The following is a 24,103-nucleotide window of genomic DNA, read 5'->3' as shown; positions in this document are numbered from 1 at the left end:
CCTTTGCGCATAGCCGGAATCCACGCCCGGCACTGTATCTGTCCTGTTGTTCAGTTCAAGTCAGCCTTACAACTGCTTCTGTTCTGTACCCGGCTCGGCTAATAAGCTACCGTAAATCTCTCCCGGCTGAAATTGCCTTCCTCCAGCTCATCAATGACCGCCACGGCAAAATCCTCCACGCTGATGCTGCTCTCACCATTTTCATCCACGATAAGCCGGTCCAGTCCGATGCGGAACATGCCTGTCCGCCGGCCCGGCACGATGACCGCAGGCGGGCTGATATACGTATAATCAAGTGCCGAACCTCTATAGATTTCATAGGCGTTGGCATGTGCGGCAGCCAGCGGCCGCAGCTCCTCCGGGAATTCAGCCGTGTCCATCAGCCACTCTCCCGATTCCGTCTTCAGACTACCCGCTCCGCCGACGATCATCAGCCGTTCCACCCCGGCTACACGCATCCCCTCCAGCAGCGAATCCGCTGCGCCAAGCAGATCATTTTCCCGCCCGGAATCCGGTCCGAACGCACTGATGACCTCCCCGTGCCCGCCAACTACGGCAGCTACCGAGGAAGGATTCAGGATATCAACGGTGGCAATCTGCAGCCGCTCATGCTCGATTTGCAGCGAATCCGGATGGCGGACGGCTGCGGTTACTTCGTGTTTTCTTTTTAGTGCTTCCTGTACAATTGCTTTTCCCAGCGTCCCCGACGCACCTAGCACAACAACATCCATCTCTAGTTTTCCTCGCTTTCTCAAGCCCTAATTCTAATTTATCCCATAGTGGCGTTCTGAAACCCTTCGGGTAGAAGCAGCATTCAAAGACCCCCGTTAGGTGGGGGTCGGCCAGCCTCACTATCATAAGATTACAATCTTCCATTCCGGCCCGCTACCGCCGCAAGAACATCCCTTGCGAATAAGGCATTACCGGAACAAAACCATACTGATCATACAGCTTCGAAGCATTTCCGTCAGCAATGAGGCTAACATACGACGGATTGGGCACCGTATCCAGGAATGCCCTGATCTCACCCATAATGACTTTCCCCAAGCCACGCCCTTGACGGGAGGGCTTGACGGCAATATCCGTCACCTGAAAGAAACAGCCTCCGTCCCCAATGACGCGTCCCATCCCTACCAGCATGTCCTCTTCATAGAGGGATACTGCATAACAAGAACGCGGAAGTCCGGTCTTAGCCCCCTCTATACTCATCGGACTAAGTCCTGCCTCAACCCGCAGCGCCAGATATTGCTCCACCGAGGGGCATTCATGTCTAATTTCTACTTTTTCTGCTGCATCCATACGGTCCTTCCCTTCTCGTTCCTACTAACGGTCTCAGGATCTGCAATGCTGTTACCAATATATACTTAAGCATTGATTTCAAGCAAGGCCGGGTAACCGGCTGGCGGAATGGGTACATGCGGAGATTTGAAACGTTGAAGGAATTCTGACGTAACAGAACTAATAAATTGTTTAGAAAAGCAATACTATTATTCTCAGCCTGCATCCCGGGGTAACCTAGAGATAAAACCAAATATTCACAATATCATAAAGAAAGGATTGGTGAAGCACTCATGTCTTCTCTGGGGAAATTATTGAAATGGGGGATTTTCACTTATGAAGCGTTCCTGGCCCTGCCGATCATTGGAGGGGTGTTCGTTGTAGCCAATGCATGGGTCCCGCTCGGCATCGCCTTTTTGCTGCACGCAGTGGCTGTTATAATCATGCTTAAGGAACGGGGGCCTTTTATCGGCAACGTCATTGGTATCATTACCTCGATAGTCGCTCTAATTCCGATCGTTGGCTGGATCATGCATGTGATCACGGCGATAGTCTTACTGCTTGAAGGCCTCTCCTCTTCCCGTCGGGGACCGCGTTATTAAGGCAATACTTATTTTTAATGCCCCGGATGGCAATAGCCTGGAACTGATGTGCTCTGTCAAGGTTCCGGCAGAACTGAAGCATATTACTGACAAATTATCTTTTGACGAATGGGAAGCCTTAGTTAAATCAAAAAAAAGAAAGACCTTCAACTGATGGAGGTCTTTCTTTATACCTTCTATCCTCGTCCCGCAGAACGGGTATCGGTGCGCCGGCTTCCGGTCTCTCCACTATATCGTGCATTTGCAGTGCTGTTCTCGAAACGTTTGCGTTCCGTACGCTCCATCTGTACTATCTGACCTTCATGCACTACGATGTGCAATGAGCCAAACTCCATGTCATCCAGAAGTCCTGCAATCCGCGTCAGCCATACCTCATCCACTTTCAGTGGCTTAACCATTCTCCAGCCTCCCTTTCCCCGGACAGGGGATGTTCTCCGCCTTGAATCCCGTTATTACCAACTTGTTTACTAAGATTTAACTTAGCATGGAATCAAAAGAGCTGTCAATGAGCATTTTTTCGTAATAACCAGCTTTTGATGATCATCGTTACCAAGGCGAGCAGCAGCAGCAATGAAGCCACCGCGAACGATGCCGAAAATTGATATTCATTATACAAAATCTCGACATGCAGCGGCAGCGTATTCGTTTCTCCGCGGATATGCCCGGAGACTACCGATACCGCGCCGAACTCGCCCATAGCACGGGCATTACAGAGAATAATCCCGTACAGCAAACCCCATTTAATATTGGGCAGTGTCACACGCCAGAAAATCTGCCAGCCGTGCGCCCCCAGTGTAATCGCAGCTTCTTCCTCCTGTGTACCTTGATCTTCCATCAGCGGAATCAGCTCACGGGCCACAAAAGGAAAAGTCACAAACAGCGTAGCCAGCACAATACCCGGAAGCGCAAATACGATCTTGATATCATGGTCGCTGAGCCAGGACCCGAACCAGCCATGCGCGCCGAAGACCAGAATAAAGATCAGCCCGCCGATGACCGGTGATACGGCGAATGGCAGATCAATTAAGGTAATGAGGAAGCCTTTGCCGCGAAAACGGAATTTGGTCACTGCCCAGGCGGCCGCCACGCCAAAGATTGTATTCAGCGGGACGGTAATCGCGGCCACCAGCAGTGTCAGCCGAAGCGCCGAAGCGGCGTCGGGATCAGTCAGCGCGGCCCAGTAGACATCCCAGCCCCTCTTCAACGCTTCTGTCAGCACGACAATCAGCGGCAGGGCGATCAGCCAGAACAGCACCAGCCCGGCGGCGGCAATCAGCACCCACTTCACCGCAGGAGATTCGTTCGTCGCAGGCGAGGATACGCTGGTCTTCCGCCCTGGAGCGAGCATCGGCACAGTACCGGCCATAATTATTCCTCCTAAAAGTTTTGTTAGGATAAGCAGCATTGATTAATCTTCGTACAAAACTGGCTTCGAAAGCATACGCTTAATTTTTGTGAGCAATACCTCACCAAATGGGCTTCGACAAAAATCGCTTCGCAAGCATACGCTTAAGTTTTGCACTTCCCTTACCGTGAGCTTTTGCGGGCCCAGCGCTGCAGCAGGTTAATCACGAACAGCATCAGGAAGGAGATCAGCAGGAGAAGAAGCGCCACCGCTGTGGCTCCGGCATAATCGAATTGCTCCAGCTTGGTCATAATGAGCAGCGGGGCAATCTCCGTTCTCATCGGCATGTTGCCGGAGATGAATACCACGGACCCGTATTCTCCGATCCCCCGGGCAAAAGCCAGTGCAAAGCCGGTGAGCAGCGCAGGGAACAGCTCCGGCAGCACAATCCGCAGAAAGGTCCGCCAGCGGCCTGCCCCCAGCGTCGCGGCGGCTTCTTCCATGTCTCTGTCCAGATCCTCCAGCACGGGCTGTACGGTGCGGACAACAAACGGAATGCCGATAAACATCAGCGCAAGCGTGATGCCCAGCGGCGTGAAGGCAACCTTCAGGCCGAGCGGCTCCAGCAGGGAGCCGATCCAGCCATTCTGTGAGTAAAGTGCTGTCAACGAGACACCCGCTACGGCTGTCGGCAGTGCAAACGGGAGATCGATCAGGGCGTCGAATACTCTTTTTCCCGGAAACTCATAGCGTACCAGCACCCATGCCAGCAGCAGTCCCAGAAAAGCATTCGTCAAAGCTGCCGCTGCCGCAGTGCCCAAGCTGACCCGGTAGGAAGCCAGGACGCGCGTGTCTGTGGCTACATCCCAGAATTTAGCCCAGCTGAGCCCGGTGGAGTTGAAGAGCAGCGCCGAAAGCGGCAGCAGGACAACGAGACTCAAATACAGTACACTGTAGCCCATCGTAAGCCCGAAGCCGGGCAGCACCTTACGCCGCACCGCAGCCGTAGTAGTGACATTCATTTACGTATTCATCCTTTCCTGCCTTCAGCTTATGGGCTGATCAGCACCCTTAACGGGACGAACTTTCCGAAGCCTATCTTTACAGATCCTGCGGCTCTATCACCAGCAGCGAGTTATAAATGACCCGCACTTAAAGTAAGATTTGTTAGCTGCCCGGTACATAAATCTTGTCGAAAATGCCTCCGTCATTGAAATGTTTCTCCTGCGTTTCTTTCCATGTGCCGAATTTATCAGCCAGTGTAAACAGCTTGATGTCCGGGAATTGGTCCTTGAACTGCTCCTTCACACTTTCCAGTGTGGGGCGGTAGTAGTTCTCTGCAGCTATTTTTTGACCTTCTTCGGTGTAGAGATATTTCAGATAAGCCTCGGATACCTCACGTGTCCCTCTTTTATCGACAACCTTGTCGACTACGGCAACCGGAGGTTCAGCCAGAATGCTCTCGGAAGGATTCACAATTTCAAATTTGTCCGGCCCCAGCTCTTTGATGGACAGATAGGCTTCATTCTCCCAGGCAATCAGCACATCACCGATTCCGCGTTCCACAAAGGTTGTCGTAGAACCACGCGCCCCGGTATCCAGTACCGGCACATGCTTGAACAGCTCCTGCACAAATTCCTGTGCTTTGGCTTCGTCATTATTGTTGTGGTCGAGCGCATATCCCCAAGCCGCCAGATAGTTCCAGCGTGCACCGCCGGAGGTTTTCGGATTTGGTGTAATCACCTCTACACCTTCCTTAAGCAAATCCGGCCAGTCCTTTATGCCCTTCGGATTGCCTTTGCGCACGAGGAAAACAATAGTCGACGTGTAGGGCGAGCTGTTAAGCTCAAATTTATTTTGCCAGCCTTCATTGATGAGTCCTGTTTCCTGCAAAGCGTCAATGTCATATCCTAACGCCAGCGTGACCACATCCGCTTCCAGACCGTCAATAACGGCACGGCTTTGTTTGCCTGACCCGCCATGGGACTGCTTGATCGTTACTTTCTGGCCAGTTTCCTGCTCCCAATAAGCCGAAAAAGCCTTGTTGTAGCTCTCATAAAGCTCACGTGTAGGATCATAGGATACATTCAGCAGCTCTACCGGATTTTTAGACGGTGCTTTGGTCGCTTCTGCCGTTGCCGCCGCATTGGTGCTCTCCGGCGTACCGGTTGCTGCACCTGCGCTGTTGTTCGTATTGTTAGTATTACTTCCGCAAGCAGTAAGCCCTGCCGTCAACAATAGTGTAAATCCGGCGAGCAGCCCCTTCTTGATCCCTTTCTTCATCACAATCACTCCCCCATATTTTCTCTTAAATAGATGATTGCTGAACTCTCTATGCGCTAATGTTTGCAAAAAAAGGACGGAGGAAGGCCCACGTATGGCAGGTCAAATCGGTCCTGAAAGACACGTATCTGCGAGCCTGAAGCGGGCGTTCCTCCGTCTGTACGGTAAGAACTATTATTCAATTATTCCTACCCATTTAGTAGGTTATAAAGACATAATACTGAAAGCTCCTTACCCTGTCAAACCTTTTTTTAGAAAAAGACGGCAATCAGACATTCTCCGGCTGAGCGGCAGCAAGTGGCGGCCGTTCCTGCAAGATCCACTTGTCATTAAAGCTCTAAAGTAATAAGATTGCTACATCTAATAGGGGAAAAAGAGAGAGTGGAAATCACCGCAAAATGTCGGGGGAGACAATCATGGGAATGGATTTGGAGTATGCTCCGGCGCCGGGGAGACCGCGGCTGCACCGGAGGATACGCAGCAGCCTTGCACAGCGAATTAGGGAAACTTACCGTTATGATACAGCACTATGGAGGATGGCACTTACCGGTCCTTGGATAATATGTGTTCTTATATTTACGGCGGCTATTCTGGGCATCCCCACCGGCCTGGGTGCCCCGGCGGATATTATATTGGCGGCCGGAACCGGGACCATCTTCCTCGCTCTGGCAGCTAACATATTGGCTCTGGTGCTGGCATTGACCGGACTGCCTATCCCGCGGTTATTTACGGGCTCTATATTGAGTGCGGCGGGCGCCGTTCTGCTAATCCTCTATTATGCTGAATTGGAGATTGAAGCAGCGGCTGCCGTTGCTGTTCTTGCCGCCTTATTCGGCGGGTTCGGAGGACTCGTACTTGGCCTGCTGCGCAGCAGGCGGATCGTTTCGGGACTGCTGCTCGCAGTTGCTGTCGCCTTATCTTCGATAGCCCTGCCCATCAAGAGCTACGGCGGAGCGATGCCCGTGTTAGCAGCGTCCACGGTGATGGAGGATGATATCCCCGCCGCAAATCCGGGAGAGCCCGGTGACTATACCTATCGCAGCTTTACTTACGGCAGCGGCGAGGACTTGCACCGTTCTGAATACGGCAAGGAAGTCGGTCTTCTCTCCTCCACTGCGGATGCCTCGGCCTATATCAAAACCTGGCCCAAGCTGCGGACTATATTCTGGGGATTCGACTACAGCTCGCTCCCGTTAAATGCCCGTGTCTGGATGCCCGACGGTGAAGGCCCCTTCCCGCTTGTGCTTATGGTTCATGGCAACCATATGATGGAGGACTACTCCGACGAAGGCTACACTTACTTGGGCCAGCTGCTGGCCAGCCGGGGATTTATCGCGCTCTCCCTGGATGAGAACTTCCTGAATTATTCAGCCTGGTCCGGCATTCCCGACAACGACTTCAAGGTGCGGACCTGGATGATTCTGAAGCATCTCCAGCAGATCGGTGTCTTCAACGAGCAGGCCGGCAACCCTTTCTATCACAAGGTGGATTACACCAAGACCGCCCTGCTCGGCCATAGCCGCGGCGGGCAGGCTGTTGCCATGGCTGCCGATGCCGAACGCTGGTTCAAAAGCGATCCCGTGCTGGCTGACGCCAAAAAGTTTTCGATAGCCTCGGTCATTGCCCTCGCTCCCACAGATAAGGCAATCGACGAGCAGCAGGCTAAGCTGATTGACGTCAATTACCTGACCCTGCAAGGCGCACGGGACGGGGATGTACATGACTTCTATGGAGACCGCCAGTATATTCGTTCTAGTTATTCCCGCGGCTCCTCCGCTTTCAAAAGCTCTTTATATATCGCCGATGCCAATCATAGCCAGTTCAATACCGACTGGGGACTCTTGGATCAGTCATTGCCGGCAGGATTGTTCCTCAGCCGAACGCATATTATGGACGGAGACGAGCAGCGGCAAATTGCCAAGGTCTATGTAGCCGCGTTCCTGGAAACAACCCTGCATGGAGAGGCTGACTATCGCGGGCTATTCCGCGATTACCGCAGCGGAGCGAAGTGGCTGCCGGATACTGCGTATTATAGCCGATTTCAGAGCGGAGAATTCATCCCGGTAGCCACTTTTGACGAAGACCGCAACAAGAACACAGTACTAGGCGGAACGGCAGCTGCCACGGGACTTAGCTGGACGGAAGAAGTTGCCCGGGACCGTGAGCTGAAGAGCAAAGCAACACATGGCATCCTGCTGGAACGCAGTGCCAGCAAGAGCGGTGAAGAAGCTGCTTACACCATCACGCTTAAGGATAGTGTCACTAACGATATTGCCGAGTCCGATGCAGAAGGCCTGAGCTTTTCCCTGGCTAACCGCAACGCTGATGCTGATGAGGATGAGGATGAGGATACCGGCACTGCCGACAATACTAAGCCTTCCCTCTCGCCTGATGTAGTGGTCGAACTCACGGATAGCAATGACATTGCCGCCCGCCTGCCGCTGGATGAGGTGATGGAGGTTCTGCCGCTGCCCCAAACCCAGTTCACGGTAAATCCCTGGCTGGAAAAACGGATGAGCGATGGCAAATACGGTGATCTTTCGGAAGCCGTGTTCCAGACCTACGAGCTGCCGCTTGAAGCCTTCCTGGAGGAAGAGCCTGCACTTGATCCCGGCAAGCTGACTGAAATAACCTTCTATCTGCAGGAAGAAGGCGATAAAATCATGCTCGACGATATCGGATTTTATAACTGATCCGGCGAAATCAATGGGTTGCACTAAATAGGGCCTCTCCCTTTTGCTGATTAACAGCGAAGGGAGAGGCCCTTATCCTATTATACCTATTACAATTCCTTCTTGTTTCTTGTTACAGGGCTTTTATACAGACCGGTGAAGGAACTTCCAGTTCATTACCGGTAGGAATCAGCCTGCCACTCTCACAGTCGATTCTAAACGAGACGATATTGCCGCTGTTCTGATTGGCAGCGAGCAGCATTCCCCCCATAATAGCAAAGTTGCGCGGCGTCCGGCCGCCCGAATTGACCCAGTCCGCCGGTTCAAGCAGACCTGTAGCTGCATCTATAAGGAATAGGGCGATACTGTCATGCCCGCGGTTAGAGGCATAAAGGAACCGTCCGCAAGGAGAAACATGAATGTCAGCAGCCGTATCATCACTGCCCGCTGTGTACTGCTCCGGCAGTGAGCTGACACTCTGGAGTACTCTCAGGTTCCCCTGCTGTTCGTCGCTTGCAAATACCGTAATGGTGCTGTTCAGCTCATTGATCAGATATAACCATTGTTCCGTGGGGTGATAGGCCAGGTGGCGCGGCCCCGAACCGGGAGGCAGATCCACTTCACGATGTGTAATCAGCTTGCCGTCCTGCACACGGTACAGCAGAACCTGATCGAGACCCAGATCGCAGACCAGCACCCGCCCGCCGGTACTATCGGGAATTACCGAATGGGGATGCGGCGCTTCCTGGCGGTCTGTGCGAATCCCTGAGCCTTCATGCCGGACCTGGGCCGACATCTCTTGGAGAGAACCGTCCCCGCCCACAGGGAACACGTTGACATTGCCGCCCGTGTAATTGGCGACATATATGTAATCCCCTTGCGGATGAATGGAGACATAACAGGGGGCACCGCCTTCTGTACTTCTGCCGCCTAGCGGGTGCAAGGCTTTGGTTCCGGCTTCAATGGTAAAGGCATGAATTTCGCCCTCATCCTGTTCGCTGACTGCATATAGAACAGTTCCCGCACGGTTTACAGCCAGATAAGATGGATTCTCAATGCCCTTAGTACCGTTCAGAACTCTCATTTCCCCTGTATCCTTGTTCAAAGCCCCCAGCAGAATAGCATCCTCTTCCTTGCTATTATAAGTCCCTACATAAAATAGTACTTCATTAGGCTGTTGCATAGCAGCGTCTCCTTTTAGTGTAATAGCAGCGTATCTTGCTTGACCCCGGCAGACCCGCTTTCGGAGCCATCGTTTGCAGGTGTATTCCCTTACTTCTTATATACCCTGCAAAGCACCCTGTTCACTCATATCCGCGCTTCATTTTCACTATAACATGTTTATATACCCAACACATTATGCGGATTAAACAGCATCTTTTGGGGCATACTTGAATACTGATAATAAGCAGCAAGGCAATATTTTACACATGGTTTAAACGTTCCGCTTGAGGTTAATAGTAACCATCGAAGATAACAAACACAAAGGAGCTGAAGCATAATGAGTTTATTATGGATGTTAATTGTAGGCGGAGTAATTGGTTGGTTGGCAGGTCTGATCATGGGCAGAGATATTCCTGGGGGCATTATCGGCAACATTATTGCCGGTGTTCTGGGTTCATGGCTCGGTGGCATGCTGCTCGGAAGCTGGGGACCAAAAATCAGTGATTTCTACGTCTTCCCTTCATTGATTGGTGCCATTGTCCTGATCTTTATCGTCAGCCTGATCCTCCGTTCGGTCGGTGGACGCAGCCGTTCTTAAGCTTGCCGGCGATCGAAGCTGACCAGATGAGTTGAACATTTGGACACAACCCGCCAGGGTCACCCTGGCGGGTTTATTGTGTCTGGACGATCAGAGATCCTCAGCAAACCCGCTTGAATTTTAGTTTCAGCTGCGATTCTGAACATCACAGAATTTCTGCTATAATGGAGAAATAGTGACACAAATCACAGAGAGGAAAGTGAATCATGGGCAATATTAACCCCTCGCTTCTGCATGTGGGCTCCACACTGGGGGCCGTGTTTATGGCGCTGATGGTTATTTTTATCCGCCTGAAGGCAAGTGCGAGACCGGTAACCCTCCGTAAAATATGGATACCGCCGCTCGGCATGTCCACAGGTTTTGCCATGTTCGTTGTACCAGAGGTCCGGTTTCCCTGGTGGTGGGCAGTTACGGCTTTCCTGATCGGCTGGTTCATTTTCGCCTATCCGCTAATGCGCAGCACAGTCTTTGAAGAACGGGACGGGCTGATCTACGCCCAGCGTTCCAAGAGTTTCGCCTTCATTCTGCTCGGATTACTGCTAATCCGCACAGTGCTTCATGAGTTTATCAACCGATATGTATCCATACCGCAGTCAGGCGGATTATTTTTCATTCTGGCCTTTGGCATGATCCTCCACTGGAGGGTGTACATGTATAAGCGCTATACCCGAATGGCTCTGCCGAAGGCACCTATTCCCCAGCCCCGCGGATAAGAATGAAGCATCAAATGAGTAAAAAGAGCATTTCATTGACCCTTAGGGCCGCACGAATGCTCTTTTTTTTATTTCCGGAAGTCCACCTTCACGCTACAAGCATAGAATATTCTATAACTCCGCCCAGTCATTCCTAACCTTTCATGTCATTTGTGGCAAAAAATGTTCGGTCAAAACACGCTTTTTCACCTTCATGTCAGGTAACTTGCAATCAGATCAGTTAAAATATAAGCATACTTCACCAAGGAATAGGAAACGTATTATTTTTTAGAGAGCGAGGATAAGGCAATTGAAAACAAAATCGAGAAAAGTGGCGATCGTCGGCTCCGGTAATGTGGGCTCCAGCTGTGCCTATTCCATGGTCAACCAAGCGATATGCGATGAGATCATGATGGTCGACCGCACCTATGACTGGGCCATGGCACAAGCGCTTGACCTCTCGCACTGCATGGATTTCACAGGAACACGCACCAAAGTATATGCCGGTACCGCTAGCGATTGCGGCGGAATGGATGTCGTTATCCTGACTGCCGGGGCCAATCCCAAACCGGGTCAGACCAGACTTGATGTCCTGGATGATGCTGCGGTTATAACCAAGTCTATTATTACGGAAATTATGGCTGGCGGATTCGACGGTATCTTTGTAATTGCCGCCAATCCGGTTGATATTGTCACCTATATGGTATGGAAAATCTCCGGACTGCCGCGCCACCGCATTATCGGCACCGGCACCTCTATTGATTCATCGCGGCTGAAGACGCTGCTGTCGGAAGTATTCTCCATTGATCCCCGCAGTGTGAACGGCTATGCACTCGGCGAACATGGAGAATCGCAGTTTGTTGCCTGGTCGCATGTAACGATCGGCGGCAAACCGCTTCTGCAGATTATGGAGCAGCACCGCGAGCGGTTCAGGGATCTGGATCTGGAGGATCTCGCCCGCAAAACGAAGGATGCCGGCTGGGAGATCTTCACACGCAAAGGCTCCACGCATTTTGGCATCGGCAGTGCTCTGGCTTATATCACGCGCTCCATCCTGAATGATGAACACAAAATCATTGCCGTCTCGGCGATTCTGGACGGGGAGTACGGGCAAAAGAATGTATGCGCCGGAGCTCCTGCCATTATCGGCGGGGGCGGCATTCAGGAACTGCTGGAGCTGAATCTCAGTGATCAGGAGTATGCGAAGTTTGATGCTTCATGCGGCATCATCCGATCCGGCATCGAAAGCCTGCACCTGGAAGAGAAGGTTTAATTCTCAAGTGGAAACGGCTTCGCCGTCCTCAAAAGGACGGTATCCGTTTCAGCGAGAAATAGAAGGATAATTTATAGCGTGAAGCATATAAATTCTTATATTTTAACGAAACAGCCCCCGGCTGCCGCGCTGCAACGCGCGAAGCCGGGGGCTGTTCTTATTTTATCTGCTGATTAACGGAATTTTTCGATCTCTTCTTTCAGCTCGGACATCATCAGATTCAGTGATTCCGCAGAATTGACTACCTGCTTCATTAGCTTCTTCTGATCTGTCGAGGCCTCAGCGACCGCCTGGGCGTTGTCCGCGGAATTCTTGGCGATAGTCATCATATCGGAAACGGATGCCGTAATTTCTTCCGTGCCTGCAGACATCTCTTCATTAATAGCGGATACGTCCTGGATCTGCACCGAAACCTCACGGATGGAGGAACGGATATGGTCAAAGGCAGCCCCAACTTTCGTCATCTTGTCCATACCATCGCCGATTTCGGAAATGCTCTTCTCCATGGATACTGCGGCATTCGTTGTCGAATTCTGAATTTGTCTGATTAATTCAACAATATGCACAATCGCTGTATTGGTACGCTCGGCCAGCTTCTTCACTTCATTCGCTACCACTCCGAAGCCCCGTCCATGCTCACCCGCTCTGGCTGCCTCGATGGAAGCATTCAAGGACAGCAGCCCAGTCTGGTTGGATATCTCTGAAATCACATCGACGATTTGCCCGATTTGTTCCGATTGCTGTGTCAGTGTGCCGATGAGTTCAGCAGTCTGGCCCGCAGTAGAACTGATTACCTTCATCTGTTCAAAAGTCGCCTTGATCTCATGATAGCCGTTCTCGACCTCCATACTTACGGACTCCGCCTGATCAGATACACTCACGGAGGATTCAGCAATCCTTTGCAAGCCTACCGCCATCTCTTCCGTAGCCCGTGCGGACTGCTCTGAACCTCTGAACTGCTCCTCCATTCCCTGAGCCACTTCCTGAATCACCTCTGCAATCTCTGCCGAAGTGTTGGAGGACTGAGTGGCGTAATCCAGCAGACCTTCCGCAGATACCGCTACCTCCACTACGGTTGTATCGATCTTGCTGACAATTCCGGACAGGGATTCAATCATATGATTAATACTCCGGCTCATCTGGCCAATTTCATCCTCTGAGCTAACAGCCACCCGCTCATTCAGCCGTCCGTCTGCCACCCTTTTCATCACTTCCGAAATAGCGACAATCGGCTTAACAATCTTCCGGGTAAGATAGAGGGACAATACCACGACAAGCAAAATAACGATGACTACAAAAATTGTCGTCAAGGTCTGGGCCGAATTCACTTTAGCGTAAACTTCGCTTTTGGGAACATTAATCAGCAGCTTCCAATCGGTGCCAGGGATGGTTTTGAAATATGTAATAAGAGCTTCGCCCTCTTCGCCCTTATAGGTTACCGAACCGTTAGGCTTGCTCAATATACTTTTAACCGCATTTTGCGTCCCGGGTTTCTCTGCATAATCCGCAATATTTTTTCCGATCTTGCTCGGATCAGAGGATGCATAATAGTTCCCTTCCCCTGAAACTATAAATCCGTACCCGGTTTCTCCCACCTTGATATTTTTGGCCATTTCCATCATTATCTCCGGTGTAACCGAAAAGGCAATACCGCCGTTAAACTGGTTATTCTTATCCATAATCGGGACCATAATCGTAATGATATGTTTATTTAGCTGTTCCAGAAAAGTCATATCAGCTATTGACGGTTTATGTGTCTCCTTGGCCTCCAAGAAATACGGGGAGGCACCCGAATCCGCCGTCATCCCCATCATATTGCTGAGTTTGCCTTCTTTACTGATAACGCTATAGCCTTCAGACTGAGTGTCACTGTCTTCGAGCACACTGATTACCGGAAAAATGCTCTCCGGCACTGCCGTATCGAACTCGGGATGCATAGCGATCAGTTCCTGCACCGCAGAGGTTTTGGACTCCAGCCATTTCCCGAGCTGGGAACTATTCATGTTCAGAGTACTTTCCGCCAGCTCTTGACTATCCGACTTGGTTACACCGCCGAAATACTGCATAAAAAAGATGGTAGCTCCCAGCAAAGGCACGATGGAAATGGCAAGAATCACAAGCGACCATTTCGTCTGCACGGATACTGGCTTTCTTTTCTTTGCTTTCATTTTCATTTTTTTCTGCTTCATTTCTGTCTCTTCCACCTTAAGTCCTCCTAGCAGTACTAGATACAGTTTTCCAATTGCTGTAAATGTATACTAATATATCGGCAAAAACAGACATAAATCATTATATTCACGACAAAAAATAAGCCCTTAGTCCCACAATATGGAATCTAAAGAGCTTACTTTTTCATACTATTTTCATGTTTTTTCACATAATTTTCAAGCTATACAAGTTGAACTTAAATTTACCGGGCCGGCATAGAACGCAACTGCGGTGAATGTTTGGACTTCCGGCTGCTGTTGTCTACAGATTTCTTGAATTTATTCCGCTGTTTGCGGTTGAAATCCGTAGACTGGTTATGCTTCCGAAGCGAGCTTTCCTGCGGAAAGCTTTCAGGCGGTCGCTATCGCTCCTACAGTTCCAAACTTCCCCTCCGTCACTTCCATTCCTATGACATTCATTCTGTTTTAGGCACCTGCAGCGCCCTGATACTGTTCAGCACAGCGAGTACGGTTACACCCACATCCGAGAATACCGCCTCCCACATTGTAGCAATCCCGAATGCACCCAGCAGCAGAAAGATCGCCTTGACGGCCAGGGCAAAAATTATATTCTGCCAGACAATGCTCCGCGTCCGCTTGGCTATTCCGATGGCTTCCGCAATCTTCGACGGTTCGTCGGTCATAATGACAATATCCGCCGCTTCAATCGCTGCATCCGAGCCAAGTCCGCCCATTGCAATGCCCACATCTGCCCTCGCCAGCACAGGGGTATCGTTGATTCCGTCGCCGACAAAAATAATTTTCTCCCGCTGTGACTTCTCCTTCTCCAATCTTTCGACAGCTTCCACTTTATGCTGCGGCAGAAGCTCGGCATGAATTTCATCAATTCCCAGCTGGCGCCCGACAGCCTCCGCTACCGATGAAGCGTCACCTGTCAGCATGACTGTCTTGCGGATGCCCAACGCCTTCAGTTTGCGGATCGCCTGAAGGGAGTCGTCCTTCACTTCATCAGATATGACCAGATATCCTGCATATTGTTTATCAACAGCGATATGAACAATTGTTCCGCTCACCTCAGGAGTCCCGCTGGAGATTCCCTCACGCTCCATGAGCCGGGCATTTCCGGCGAGCACTGCCCTGCCTTCTACAGTAACGGCTATGCCATGACCGGAGATTTCATTGTAATCGGCAATAGCTTCACCCGGAATATCTGCGCCGTAAGCCGACCGGATGGATTCTGCAATAGGATGGGGCGAATGGCTCTCTGCATAAGCGGCAAGCCGCAGCAGCTCACTCTCGGCAATACCTTCCGCAGGAAAGATGCCAGTAACTTTGAACTGCCCTTTCGTCAGTGTTCCCGTCTTATCGAACACGACAATCTTCACATCATTCAGTGCCTCAAGATAATTGCTGCCTTTGACCAGAATGCCATTCCGGGAAGCCGCTCCAATGCCGCCGAAGAAGCCAAGCGGAATGGAGACGACCAGCGCGCAGGGGCAGGAAATGACGAGGAAGACAAGCGCCCGGTAGATCCAATCCGAGAAGGTGGCACCACTGATAAACAGTGGCGGCAGTACTGCCAGCAGCAAAGCTGTAATGACTACAACCGGAGTGTAGGCCCGGGCAAATTTCGTAATGAAATTCTCTGTTTTCGCCTTGTTGCTGGAAGCATTCTGCACCAGTTCAAGAATTTTGGATACCGCTGATTCCCCGAAGGTTTGAGTGACCTGAACGGTAATCACACCGTTGCGGTTGATAAAGCCGCTCAGCACCTGAGCGCCCGGCTCAGCCGAGCGTGGCACCGATTCTCCGGTAAGCGCGGACGTATCCATCATTGCACTGCCCTCGAGGATTGTTCCGTCAAGCGGCACCTTCTCACCCGGCTTGATAACAATGATGTCTCCGACGGCTACTTCCTCCGGCGATACTTTTCTCAGCTTCTCCCCTTCCTTGAGAAAGGCAAATTCCGGACGGATATCCATCAGCGCTGTAATGGAGCGGCGGGAACGGTTAACTGCCAGACCCTGGAAGAGTTCTCCAACCTGATAAAAGAGCATGACAGCAACGCCTTCCGGGTACTCGCCGATGGCGAAAGCCCCGATCGTCGCCAGTGCCATCAGGAAATTCTCATCGAACACTTGGCCGCGGACAATATTCCTTGCGGCTGACCAGACGACCTCGCCGCCGACAATAAAATAAGCGGCCAGGAAAATCAACAGCTCCGGGAATCCGCTGACCGGCAGGAACATTCCGGCTGCCGCTAGAATTCCGCCGGCGCCCAGCCGCAGCAGGATTTTGCGTGTATCCCCTTCCCCGTGCTCATGGCTATGGGTGTGGCCATGAGCTTCATCCTGTGCATGATCATGATTATGGGCATCATCACTGCCATGAGTGTGACTGTGTCCGTGGGCCTCTCCCTGGCTATGTCCGTGAGTGTGGCCTTGATGTTCATGTTGGGCATGACTGTGGGCTTGCCCTTGTGCTACTGAGGATGCAGAATTCACAGCAGCAGCCTGTTGCTTCTTTCTTGCACCGGCAGTTTGAACCTCCTTCAGCTTCACATGCGGCTCAAGGGTAGTTACTGTCCGCTTTGCCTCTTCGGATACCGTGTCCGCATAAGCTGCGGCAGTCTCCAGTGTCATCATCTTCATGGCGAAATTTACGGAGCAGGATGACACTCCTTCAATCTTTTTCACCTTGTTCTCAATTTTCATGGCGCAATTTGCGCAATCCAGACCCTCAAGCACCCACTGACGTCTTACGTTTCCCTCCACCGCATTCAAATCACTCATCTCCCTTGGAAAAAACTATATATGAGTATCTGTTCATATGTTTACTTACACATATTATATTCTCCCTAAACTTGCAGTGTCAATGCAGATTCCGTATACTTCACCACTTTTTTTTAAATGATAAGAAGATCACAATTGTTTCCAAAAGGGACTTGTAATTCAGCTGAGTTGCGAATACTATTAACATATGAGCAATCATTCATATGTTATTTTAGGAAGGGGTACCTGTATGACAAATCATCAACACAACGATAGCCACCATAAGCATGAACATCAGGGGCATGAACATCAGGGGCATGAGCATGGACACAATCATTCGGAACATAATCATTCCGGCCATTCTCATTCCCACTCTCACGCACCCGATAACCTCAAAGGCCTATTAATCGCTCTGATCATTACCGGAAGCATCATGCTGCTGGAGTTCTTCGGCGGTCTGGTTACGGGCAGCTTGGCCCTGCTGTCAGACTCCGGCCATATGCTGGGCGATACTGTTTCGCTGGCCTTAAGCCTTGTCGCCATGATCTTTGCTGTAAAGCCCCCTTCTCTGAAAAATTCTTACGGTTACTACAGATTCGAGATTATGGCAGCCTTATTCAACGGAGTTACGCTGTTTATCATTGCCGGATTTATTATATGGGAAGCGTATCAGCGTTTCTTCTCACCTCCGGAGGTAGCAAGCGGTACAATGATGATCATTGCAGCAGTCGGATTGCTGGCCAACCTGGTCAGTGCATGGTCTTTAATGCGAAAAAGCAATGTGCAAGAGAACATCAATGTCCGCAGCGCCTATCTTCATATCGTTAGCGATGCACTAGGCTCGGTCGGAGCTCTGCTTGCCGGGTTAATCATGAAATTATTCTCCTGGTATATTGCAGATCCAATCATCAGCGTGCTTGTCGCACTGCTCATCCTGAGAGGAGCCTGGGGCGTAATACAACAGGCATTCCATATTTTAATGGAAGGAACTCCGCTTAACGTGAATACCCGTGATGTTCAAGAAGCGCTGCTGCGCATTGACGGAGTCGTCGAGGTTCATGACCTGCATATCTGGACCATTACCTCAGGGCTGGATGCGCTTAGCGGCCATCTGCTGATTCAGGACCATAAGGATCATCAGCGTGTTCTCCAGGAGGCCACCAGCCTCGTGGAAGAAACTTTCAGCATTCAGCATTCGACGCTGCAAATTGAGAACTCCTCCATGAAGCACAGAAGCCTGAAGGTTTAACGTGCATTAGTAGGACTGTGAAATCTCCTGACGCAAACAAAAGAAACCGTCCTTGCGCTAAGCCAGCGCAGGACGGTTTTGTGTTTACAGCTGAGTTCTCATGAAAATCTATTCGTGTCTGATATGCTCATGCGTCTGCAGAAAAATCTGTTCCACATGCGCATCATTTAGTGAATAATAGACCGTCTTGCCTTCCTTGCGGCGCTTTACGATCCGCAGATTGCGCAAATAGCGGAGCTGATGGGATACGGCCGATTGCCCCATGTCGAGGATGACCGACAAATCGTGCACACACAGCTCTCTCTGCGACAAAGCGTAAATGAGCCGTACCCGGGTCGGGTCGCCCAGCGCTTTGAACATTTCCGCCATTTTATCCGTTGTTCCGCGGTCCGGCAGAATCAGCGCTATAGATTCCGGTTCCAGCTCCGAACCATTGCATGTGTTGTCGCATTCTTCAAGTGCCGCTGGCTCCATGCTCTCGCCCTCCTCTAATATGCTTATCCGGTGTTACTGGTTGTTAATAGTATCTTCTACGATTAATTATAGAAAAAACTTCACCGGATGTCCATGAGAGGATTCAGCACAGCATGCAGCATACGCGATATTATACCGCTTTGCGCCAGAAGTGGAGCAGGCCTCCCGCCAAAAAGAGAACCAGGCTTCCTGTAACTACCAGCATCAAGCTCTCCATCGGCAAATTAAAAGCTCCGAACTTATCTTCACCGTAAGGGGACATGGCCAGCATCGGCTGCACCCAGGGATAATATGGGCCGTAGGTGGCTGAATTGGAGATGAGCATATTCGGTAAAGTCAGGCTTACATTCAGTGCCAGCGGTGCGCCGAAGCTGCTCCAGCCCTGGGATACTGCCAATTGCAGCGCGGCCAGCGGCAGGCAGGCGAACCAGCCGCCGAAGAGGCTGGTGAGAAGCAGCTGCCAAGGCACGGCGCCTTCCGCACCGCGATATATCCCTAGGCCTACCACTACAACGATAAACAGCAGCTGCACGGCGGCCAGCATTCCCATAATCAGTGTGAATTTAGCCAGGTACACTGAACTTCGTGTTACAGGCAGGGACAACAACTGCTTCCAGCCGCCGTCGGTATGCTCGGAACGGCAGATTAGAGCCGCAAATATACCGGCAAGCACGGGAAGGAACAACATTGAATGCATTAGCGACATTACACTCAGCAGCACCTGCCAGGTGATCTGCCCATCATCCTGCATATCGGCTAGCCCTCCGATAGGCAGCGCGACAGCCGGACTGAGCAAAATAAGCAGCCAGACATGAGATTTGGACATTTTCAGCTTTTCAGCCGATAGAACTCTCCAAAAGGTTCTCATCCTAGTCCACATCCTTTCGCGCAAAATGTATGGATCCCGGCAGCAGAATCAGCAGGCCAAGCAGCAAGCCTGCTCCGCTGAACAGCCAGGGCCGGGGAGCGCTCCAGGCTAGGGCCGGCCAGCTCAGGGGAACCCATTCCGACAGAAACAAGGAGAAGATGCTTAGCAGCGACAAGGTAATTCCCACCGACACCGGAAACGTCTGATTGCGGCTGGACAGGGAGAACCACAGCTGCAGTGAGATCACCGGGAGTGCTGCAGCATAAGAAGCAAAGCCGATTTGCAGCACCTTCGCATAAGGGATTGGCTGCGATTGGAACCCGAGGATCACTCCCAAGCCCACCGTACCCGCCGCCAGCAGCAGACAGGAGATAGTAAGCAGCAGCAGGCAGAGCAGCAGCTTAGCCATAAAGACAGAGGTCCGGGAAATCGGCAACGCCAGGAGCTGCTTCCACGAGCTCATTTGGTGCTCCACGTTGGCCATCATCGAACAGATCAGCGTGCCCCCCAGATAAAGGGCCACCGGAACGAAGTCGGCCACATTGCTGAGCAGTCCGCCCCATAAATCGGCACGATATTGCTGGGTCAGATAATCGTAACGCAGCCCAAAGTTCAGCCCCTGCATGGCAAGCAGGCCGATGGGGCCGAGAAAGACCAGGAACCACAGGCCTTTGCCGCGGATTTTGAGCCAGTCAGCGGACAACGCCCGCCACATCATGATGCGCCTCCCTCAACAACCTGCAGGAAGAATTCCTCCAGTGATTGTCTGCGTTCTTCCACCCGGTAGATTGCATGTCCATCCTCGACCAGTTCTTTAATCAGGAGCGCCACTCTAGCATCGCTCATCCGCGGCAGCACGAGCCGCCCCTCCTGCATTTCACCGCCGCAGCCTCTTCGCAACGCGAGCGCCAGTGCGGCTTCCGGCTCGGATACGGCAAGCCGGAGGTCTCCTGCCGCCTGCTGCTGCAGATGAGCAATGGAGTCCTGATAAACCATCTTACCCTGGCGGATGATGCCGACCGTATCCGCCATCTGTTCAATTTCGCTCAGCAGGTGGCTGGACACAAGCACGGTAATTCCCTGCTCTTCCGGAAGCCGCTTGATCAGCGAGCGGATCTCCTGTATACCTGACGGATCAAGCCCATTGGTCGGCTCATCGAGGATCAGCAGCTCCGGACTGCCGAGCAGTGCGGCAGCAATGCCCAGCCGCTGCTTCATGCCCAGCGAGAAGCCCTTCACAGGCCGCTTTTCTTCTCCTGTCAGCGAGACAATATCCAGCACCTCGGCGATCCGCTGCTTAGGCACATTAAGAATCCGGCGGATCGCCTCCAGATTGTCCAGTGCGCTCAAATGCCCGTAATATGACGGGGACTCCACAAGTGACCCCACTTTGCGCAGAATCTGCAGCTTATTTTTACGGAGCTCCTGGCCGAATACCTTAATTTGCCCCGATGTCGGCTTGATCAGCCCCAGCAGCATGCGGATAGTCGTTGTTTTGCCTGCGCCGTTGGGTCCAAGAAAGCCGTAAATTTCACCTTTGCCGATATTCAGGTTCAAACGCTCCACCGCAGCCCGGCCGCGGTATTCCTTCAGTAAATCCTTTGTTTCAATCACAGTTTCTTTCATTCTCGTTCACCTCGGTAACTAGCATAACGTCCCAAGGTTAAAAGAGCGGCGGCAGCAAGTTTAAATTTCGTTTAAATTTTGTCCCGGCGCTGAGAAATGACAATAGAGGTACCCTGCTCACTGCTGTCGACCGTCCACTCCAGCTCCATCCGCTTAAGCAGCAGCTCTACAATAGACAAACCAAGTCCCGCCCCTTTGGAGTCGGAGTTGCTCATCATTCCCTTGCCATGGTCCGAGACGACAATCACAGGGCGGCTGTCCCGGACTTCCAGCGCAATGCCTACATATAGTCCGCAGCGGGCGTGGCGCAGGATATTCTGAAACAGGTTGTCCAGAATCCGGCGGAACCAGCTCTCGTCTATAGTCCAGTATAGAGGTTCACCCTCCAGGTCAATATCAACCTGGAACCCTTCCTTCTCCCAAAGCGGATACCAGGCAGCGGCACTTTCGCGCAGCAGCCGCAGCACGTCCCTGCGCTCCAGCTTCAGCGTTATCTTTCCGCTGCTGAGCAGATTATAAGAGAGCAGATTCTCGATCAGCACGCTGAGCCCGGCAATCCGTTCATCCATCAGCTCCAGCGATTCCTGCCCGCGCGGCGATAGGCTTTCCTTGCCCAGCACATGGAGATGAGTACGGATTACGGTGAGGGGAGTCCGCAAATCATGCGACAGATCCGAAACCAGGCGCTTGCGCAGTCCCTCCTCTTCCGCCTCTCTGGACCGGCTGGCAGTAAGCTCAGTCACCATCGTATTAAAGGCCTCCTCCAGACGGCCAATCTCATCCGTTCTGCCGCCGGAAGTAACAGACTTCGGAATTCCGGCCCCGCCCGTGAAACTCATGGCCGTCTGCAGGCGCAGCAGCCGGGTTCGGATCCCTATGAAGAACAGCAGCGACACCACAATGAAGCCGGCAAAAAACAAAACCAGAACGATTAAATACCACGAGCTTAGCCCATCAATACTTTCTTCATCCCTCAATGCATCCGGAATTTGCATCACCATAAAACCTTCTCCGGCTTCCGCACGGTCTCCTACAAAGGCGACAATGGCGAGCGGATTAAGCTCTGTGCTCTTTTTCATAAAGGCAACCGCTTCTGCAGCACTCCACTGCGCGGGCAAAACATCACCCTCTACCTGCTTCTGCAGCTCGGGATCTTCCGGCATAAGGCTTAGCCTGGTTTTCCCGTGGCTGTCTACCCAGAACATCCCGGCCAAAGAATACTCACTGCTGAGTTGCCGCATCCGCTCATTGATCGCCTCCGGCGGTTTGCCCAGCAGACCCAGCGCTTCCTGATGCCACATCTTCTCCAGCTTGGTGATGCTGGAGTAAGGGGCATATTCATCAGGCGGACCTTCCCGGGTCCATGCGCTGAATACGCCGTATCCGACAAAAGTTGCCGTCATCATGACAGGCAGGAACAGCAGCGCAGCAACAATAATCAGCAGATAACGGGAGAGCAGCGAGCTGCGCAGTTTGTGCGAGCGCCCGCTGGCCTTCATGCTCTCACCCGGTAGCCGATTCCCCGGACCGTCTCTATAATCTCCGGTGCTGCCGGGTCAAGCTCCAGCTTCTCGCGCAAATAACGGATATGTACCATCAGCGTCTTGTCCCCCTCTATGTAAGCCTCACCCCAGACGGCTTCATAGATCTGTTCCTTGGTCAGAATCTGCCCAAGATGGCGGAGCAGGTAGGAGAATATCTGAAACTGCTTGCCGGTTAACAGGATTTCTTTGCCGCTTGCCGCCTCTTGAATAAGGTGTTCCCCTTCATGGACGATCAGATGCTTAATCCTTAGCGGTGCAGGTGCCGCAGCACCGCTCCTTCTCAGCAGGACTTCAATCCGTGCAGCCAGCTCATCCGGGTGAAACGGCTTGGTCAAATAATCATCGGCGAATTCCAGCCCCTGGAGCTTATCGTCGATGGAGGTGCGGGCGGAGAGCATCAGAATTGGCAGCCCCGGGTACGTCCGCTTCAGCCGCTGCCCAATGGTGAAGCCGTCAAGACCGGGCAGCATGACATCGAGAATGGCCAACTGACAGCCGGCAGCCGCCTCCACTGCCCCTTCACCGCTCTCCAGCCAGCGGACGGCATACTGGCGTTCCCGAAGATCGGCGGAAACCGCACTGCCAATCTCCCGGTCATCTTCAACATATAACAATGTAACGCTCATTTAGCTTTCAATCCCTTTCTCGGTGGAAATGGCAGGACATCATAAAATCCCCGAAGGCGGCGGATGACCGTCTGCGCTTCGGGGAGGATATAGGTTGTATTGATTATGCACGGTTTCCAAAACTAGCCGGGGGCTTGTCATCCGGCTTCCCGAAGAGATACCCCTGGCCCAGATCAATGCCGATGTCCCGGCAGAAGAGGAACTCTTCCCGCCGTTCGATTCCCTCGGCAAGCACCTTGGCACCAAAGGAACCGGCCCGGTTCACAATATTGAGTACGCTTCTCTGTTTCCGGTCGTCCTGATCGCAGAAGCTTCAAATACAAAATCTTCCGGGTCCTCTTCCAAACGATGAATCGCTTCGAAGGTCAAACAACTCATAGGGCTGAAAGGGGCTACCCTGCGGCAGTGGCCGCAGCAGCAATTCAAAACCCACAATTTCTTCGTTAAAGTTCACGATCGGCTGCAAATGGCTGCAGAAATCATGATTGGAAATGATCGTTATCAGATTATCACTGGCAAACCGGACGCTCAGCTATTCCAGCGTCAGCCAGATTTCTACAGGAATACGCCGGGTATGCCCTTTTATACATAGGGACAGCGGCGTAGCCCACTCATTCTGCAATCCATCCAGAAGCTCCAGCAAATCCATGAGCTCCTCTCTGGAAGCATAGGCGGCTATTCCGGATCGGGCAGGGCCGCATCTTTAATTCTCCTGCGTCCTCTACCGGTTCGATGTCAGAGCACTCACTGCAGTTCATGTGCATTCTCCTCGCCTCTAGATGTCAGATTTCAGTCCAGTAATTATAACATGATTTACCATAAGCCAGCTATCTTCCGGACGGCAAAAGGCCATCTATAAACCGTAGGGTT

The 24,103-nt window shown here is 51.9% G+C and carries 22 protein-coding genes and 1 pseudogene; 7 read left to right on the top strand and 16 right to left on the bottom strand.

Annotation, left to right across the window (positions count from 1 at the left end):
- Positions 1 to 98 precede the first annotated feature (98 nt).
- Together ACAN56_RS09425 and ACAN56_RS09420 are read right to left on the bottom strand one after the other, a co-directional pair.
- Positions 99 to 731: an NAD(P)-dependent oxidoreductase gene (locus ACAN56_RS09425; protein ID WP_379142261.1), complete on the bottom strand. Its 633-nt coding sequence runs from the start codon at positions 729 to 731 to the stop codon at positions 99 to 101.
- Between the two features lie 154 nt (positions 732 to 885).
- Complete coding sequence (locus tag ACAN56_RS09420; protein WP_038585211.1) at positions 886 to 1,299, bottom strand: GNAT family N-acetyltransferase; 414 nt, start codon at positions 1,297 to 1,299, stop codon at positions 886 to 888.
- A 272-nt stretch (positions 1,300 to 1,571) separates the two neighbouring features.
- Here ACAN56_RS09420 and ACAN56_RS09415 point away from each other — a divergent pair, with 272 nt between their 5' ends.
- The gene (locus ACAN56_RS09415) at positions 1,572 to 1,880 is read left to right on the top strand and encodes a hypothetical protein (protein WP_379142258.1); all 309 of its coding nucleotides are present in this window, start codon (positions 1,572 to 1,574) and stop codon (positions 1,878 to 1,880) included.
- 176 nt (positions 1,881 to 2,056) lie between these two features.
- Here the strand turns inward: ACAN56_RS09415 and ACAN56_RS09410 are convergent, their stop codons facing one another.
- The 4 genes from ACAN56_RS09410 to ACAN56_RS09395 form a co-directional block, all read right to left on the bottom strand.
- Positions 2,057 to 2,278: a YezD family protein gene (locus ACAN56_RS09410; RefSeq protein WP_038585204.1), complete on the bottom strand. Its 222-nt coding sequence runs from the start codon at positions 2,276 to 2,278 to the stop codon at positions 2,057 to 2,059.
- A 104-nt stretch (positions 2,279 to 2,382) separates the two neighbouring features.
- Positions 2,383 to 3,246, bottom strand: coding sequence for a sulfate ABC transporter permease subunit CysW (gene cysW, locus ACAN56_RS09405; protein WP_342438105.1), 864 nt, complete (start codon positions 3,244 to 3,246; stop codon positions 2,383 to 2,385).
- A gap of 161 nt (positions 3,247 to 3,407) precedes the next feature.
- Positions 3,408 to 4,247, bottom strand: coding sequence for a sulfate ABC transporter permease subunit CysT (cysT, locus tag ACAN56_RS09400; protein ID WP_379142255.1), 840 nt, complete (start codon positions 4,245 to 4,247; stop codon positions 3,408 to 3,410).
- Between the two features lie 145 nt (positions 4,248 to 4,392).
- On the bottom strand, positions 4,393 to 5,508 hold the full coding sequence (locus ACAN56_RS09395) for a sulfate ABC transporter substrate-binding protein (protein WP_379142252.1): 1,116 nt from the start codon (positions 5,506 to 5,508) through the stop codon (positions 4,393 to 4,395).
- Positions 5,509 to 5,602: 94 nt separating this feature from the next.
- Here ACAN56_RS09395 and ACAN56_RS09390 point away from each other — a divergent pair, with 94 nt between their 5' ends.
- Entirely contained in the window at positions 5,603 to 5,854 is a 252-nt protein-coding gene (locus ACAN56_RS09390; protein WP_038585195.1) for a hypothetical protein, read from the top strand.
- A 70-nt stretch (positions 5,855 to 5,924) separates the two neighbouring features.
- Positions 5,925 to 8,201 (top strand): alpha/beta hydrolase, encoded by a 2,277-nt coding sequence (locus ACAN56_RS09385; protein WP_379142248.1) that lies wholly within the window; start codon positions 5,925 to 5,927, stop codon positions 8,199 to 8,201.
- 112 nt (positions 8,202 to 8,313) lie between these two features.
- Here the strand turns inward: ACAN56_RS09385 and ACAN56_RS09380 are convergent, their stop codons facing one another.
- Positions 8,314 to 9,363 carry a lactonase family protein gene (locus ACAN56_RS09380; protein WP_379142246.1) on the bottom strand — a complete coding sequence of 350 codons (1,050 nt, stop codon included), beginning with the start codon at positions 9,361 to 9,363 and terminating at the stop codon, positions 8,314 to 8,316.
- Positions 9,364 to 9,681: 318 nt separating this feature from the next.
- On the opposite strand from ACAN56_RS09380, the gene ACAN56_RS09375 reads away from it, so the two are divergent.
- The 3 genes from ACAN56_RS09375 (at position 9,682) to ACAN56_RS09365 (ending at position 11,907) form a co-directional block, all read left to right on the top strand.
- Entirely contained in the window at positions 9,682 to 9,942 is a 261-nt protein-coding gene (locus tag ACAN56_RS09375) for a GlsB/YeaQ/YmgE family stress response membrane protein (RefSeq protein ID WP_038585188.1), read from the top strand.
- Between the two features lie 206 nt (positions 9,943 to 10,148).
- Entirely contained in the window at positions 10,149 to 10,655 is a 507-nt protein-coding gene (locus ACAN56_RS09370) for a CcdC family protein (RefSeq protein WP_038585185.1), read from the top strand.
- 289 nt (positions 10,656 to 10,944) lie between these two features.
- On the top strand, positions 10,945 to 11,907 hold the full coding sequence (locus tag ACAN56_RS09365) for an L-lactate dehydrogenase (protein ID WP_340895204.1): 963 nt from the start codon (positions 10,945 to 10,947) through the stop codon (positions 11,905 to 11,907).
- A gap of 173 nt (positions 11,908 to 12,080) precedes the next feature.
- On the opposite strand, the gene ACAN56_RS09360 is transcribed toward ACAN56_RS09365, so the two are convergent.
- Positions 12,081 to 14,111: a methyl-accepting chemotaxis protein gene (locus ACAN56_RS09360; RefSeq protein ID WP_379142242.1), complete on the bottom strand. Its 2,031-nt coding sequence runs from the start codon at positions 14,109 to 14,111 to the stop codon at positions 12,081 to 12,083.
- Positions 14,112 to 14,530: 419 nt separating this feature from the next.
- The gene (locus ACAN56_RS09355) at positions 14,531 to 16,858 is read right to left on the bottom strand and encodes a heavy metal translocating P-type ATPase (RefSeq protein WP_379142241.1); all 2,328 of its coding nucleotides are present in this window, start codon (positions 16,856 to 16,858) and stop codon (positions 14,531 to 14,533) included.
- 238 nt (positions 16,859 to 17,096) lie between these two features.
- Here ACAN56_RS09355 and ACAN56_RS09350 point away from each other — a divergent pair, with 238 nt between their 5' ends.
- Entirely contained in the window at positions 17,097 to 18,095 is a 999-nt protein-coding gene (locus ACAN56_RS09350) for a cation diffusion facilitator family transporter (RefSeq protein ID WP_379142239.1), read from the top strand.
- A gap of 108 nt (positions 18,096 to 18,203) precedes the next feature.
- Here the strand turns inward: ACAN56_RS09350 and ACAN56_RS09345 are convergent, their stop codons facing one another.
- The 7 genes and pseudogenes from ACAN56_RS09345 to ACAN56_RS09315 form a co-directional block, all read right to left on the bottom strand.
- Complete coding sequence (locus ACAN56_RS09345) at positions 18,204 to 18,569, bottom strand: ArsR/SmtB family transcription factor (protein WP_038585175.1); 366 nt, start codon at positions 18,567 to 18,569, stop codon at positions 18,204 to 18,206.
- Positions 18,570 to 18,699: 130 nt separating this feature from the next.
- Positions 18,700 to 19,437, bottom strand: coding sequence for an ABC transporter permease (locus tag ACAN56_RS09340; RefSeq protein ID WP_076111667.1), 738 nt, complete (start codon positions 19,435 to 19,437; stop codon positions 18,700 to 18,702).
- A gap of 1 nt (position 19,438) precedes the next feature.
- Positions 19,439 to 20,155, bottom strand: a complete 717-nt coding sequence (locus ACAN56_RS09335) for an ABC transporter permease (protein ID WP_038585169.1) — start codon at positions 20,153 to 20,155, stop codon at positions 19,439 to 19,441.
- Positions 20,152 to 21,063 carry an ABC transporter ATP-binding protein gene (locus ACAN56_RS09330; protein WP_038585166.1) on the bottom strand — a complete coding sequence of 304 codons (912 nt, stop codon included), beginning with the start codon at positions 21,061 to 21,063 and terminating at the stop codon, positions 20,152 to 20,154. Before ACAN56_RS09330 ends, ACAN56_RS09335 begins: the two co-directional genes overlap by 4 nt.
- Before the next feature lie 71 nt (positions 21,064 to 21,134).
- Positions 21,135 to 22,562 carry a sensor histidine kinase gene (locus ACAN56_RS09325; protein ID WP_038585163.1) on the bottom strand — a complete coding sequence of 476 codons (1,428 nt, stop codon included), beginning with the start codon at positions 22,560 to 22,562 and terminating at the stop codon, positions 21,135 to 21,137.
- On the bottom strand, positions 22,559 to 23,233 hold the full coding sequence (locus tag ACAN56_RS09320) for a response regulator transcription factor (RefSeq protein ID WP_038585160.1): 675 nt from the start codon (positions 23,231 to 23,233) through the stop codon (positions 22,559 to 22,561). Before ACAN56_RS09320 ends, ACAN56_RS09325 begins: the two co-directional genes overlap by 4 nt.
- 103 nt (positions 23,234 to 23,336) lie before the next feature.
- Positions 23,337 to 23,525: pseudogene (locus tag ACAN56_RS09315) on the bottom strand (EAL domain-containing protein); the annotation flags it as partial.
- Between the last annotated feature and the right edge of the window lie 578 nt (positions 23,526 to 24,103).

Origin of the sequence: Paenibacillus paludis (assembly GCF_042610515.1) — a bacterium.
Lineage (GTDB): Bacteria > Bacillota > Bacilli > Paenibacillales > Paenibacillaceae > Paenibacillus_AQ.
The sequence above is the reverse complement of the archived record's forward strand: the minus strand, read 5'-3'. Positions and strand labels throughout refer to the sequence as shown.

Coding starts and splice junctions, on each gene's coding strand:
- ACAN56_RS09425 (WP_379142261.1), bottom strand. CDS start 731: ATGGATGTTGTTGTGCTAGGTGCGTCGGGGACGCTGGGAAAAGCAATT.
- ACAN56_RS09420 (WP_038585211.1), bottom strand. CDS start 1,299: ATGGATGCAGCAGAAAAAGTAGAAATTAGACATGAATGCCCCTCGGTG.
- ACAN56_RS09415 (WP_379142258.1), top strand. CDS start 1,572: ATGTCTTCTCTGGGGAAATTATTGAAATGGGGGATTTTCACTTATGAA.
- ACAN56_RS09410 (WP_038585204.1), bottom strand. CDS start 2,278: ATGGTTAAGCCACTGAAAGTGGATGAGGTATGGCTGACGCGGATTGCA.
- cysW (WP_342438105.1), bottom strand. CDS start 3,246: ATGGCCGGTACTGTGCCGATGCTCGCTCCAGGGCGGAAGACCAGCGTA.
- cysT (WP_379142255.1), bottom strand. CDS start 4,247: ATGAATGTCACTACTACGGCTGCGGTGCGGCGTAAGGTGCTGCCCGGC.
- ACAN56_RS09395 (WP_379142252.1), bottom strand. CDS start 5,508: ATGAAGAAAGGGATCAAGAAGGGGCTGCTCGCCGGATTTACACTATTG.
- ACAN56_RS09390 (WP_038585195.1), top strand. CDS start 5,603: ATGGCAGGTCAAATCGGTCCTGAAAGACACGTATCTGCGAGCCTGAAG.
- ACAN56_RS09385 (WP_379142248.1), top strand. CDS start 5,925: ATGGGAATGGATTTGGAGTATGCTCCGGCGCCGGGGAGACCGCGGCTG.
- ACAN56_RS09380 (WP_379142246.1), bottom strand. CDS start 9,363: ATGCAACAGCCTAATGAAGTACTATTTTATGTAGGGACTTATAATAGC.
- ACAN56_RS09375 (WP_038585188.1), top strand. CDS start 9,682: ATGAGTTTATTATGGATGTTAATTGTAGGCGGAGTAATTGGTTGGTTG.
- ACAN56_RS09370 (WP_038585185.1), top strand. CDS start 10,149: ATGGGCAATATTAACCCCTCGCTTCTGCATGTGGGCTCCACACTGGGG.
- ACAN56_RS09350 (WP_379142239.1), top strand. CDS start 17,097: ATGACAAATCATCAACACAACGATAGCCACCATAAGCATGAACATCAG.
- ACAN56_RS09345 (WP_038585175.1), bottom strand. CDS start 18,569: ATGGAGCCAGCGGCACTTGAAGAATGCGACAACACATGCAATGGTTCG.
- ACAN56_RS09340 (WP_076111667.1), bottom strand. CDS start 19,437: ATGAGAACCTTTTGGAGAGTTCTATCGGCTGAAAAGCTGAAAATGTCC.
- ACAN56_RS09335 (WP_038585169.1), bottom strand. CDS start 20,155: ATGATGTGGCGGGCGTTGTCCGCTGACTGGCTCAAAATCCGCGGCAAA.
- ACAN56_RS09330 (WP_038585166.1), bottom strand. CDS start 21,063: ATGAAAGAAACTGTGATTGAAACAAAGGATTTACTGAAGGAATACCGC.
- ACAN56_RS09325 (WP_038585163.1), bottom strand. CDS start 22,562: ATGAAGGCCAGCGGGCGCTCGCACAAACTGCGCAGCTCGCTGCTCTCC.
- ACAN56_RS09320 (WP_038585160.1), bottom strand. CDS start 23,233: ATGAGCGTTACATTGTTATATGTTGAAGATGACCGGGAGATTGGCAGT.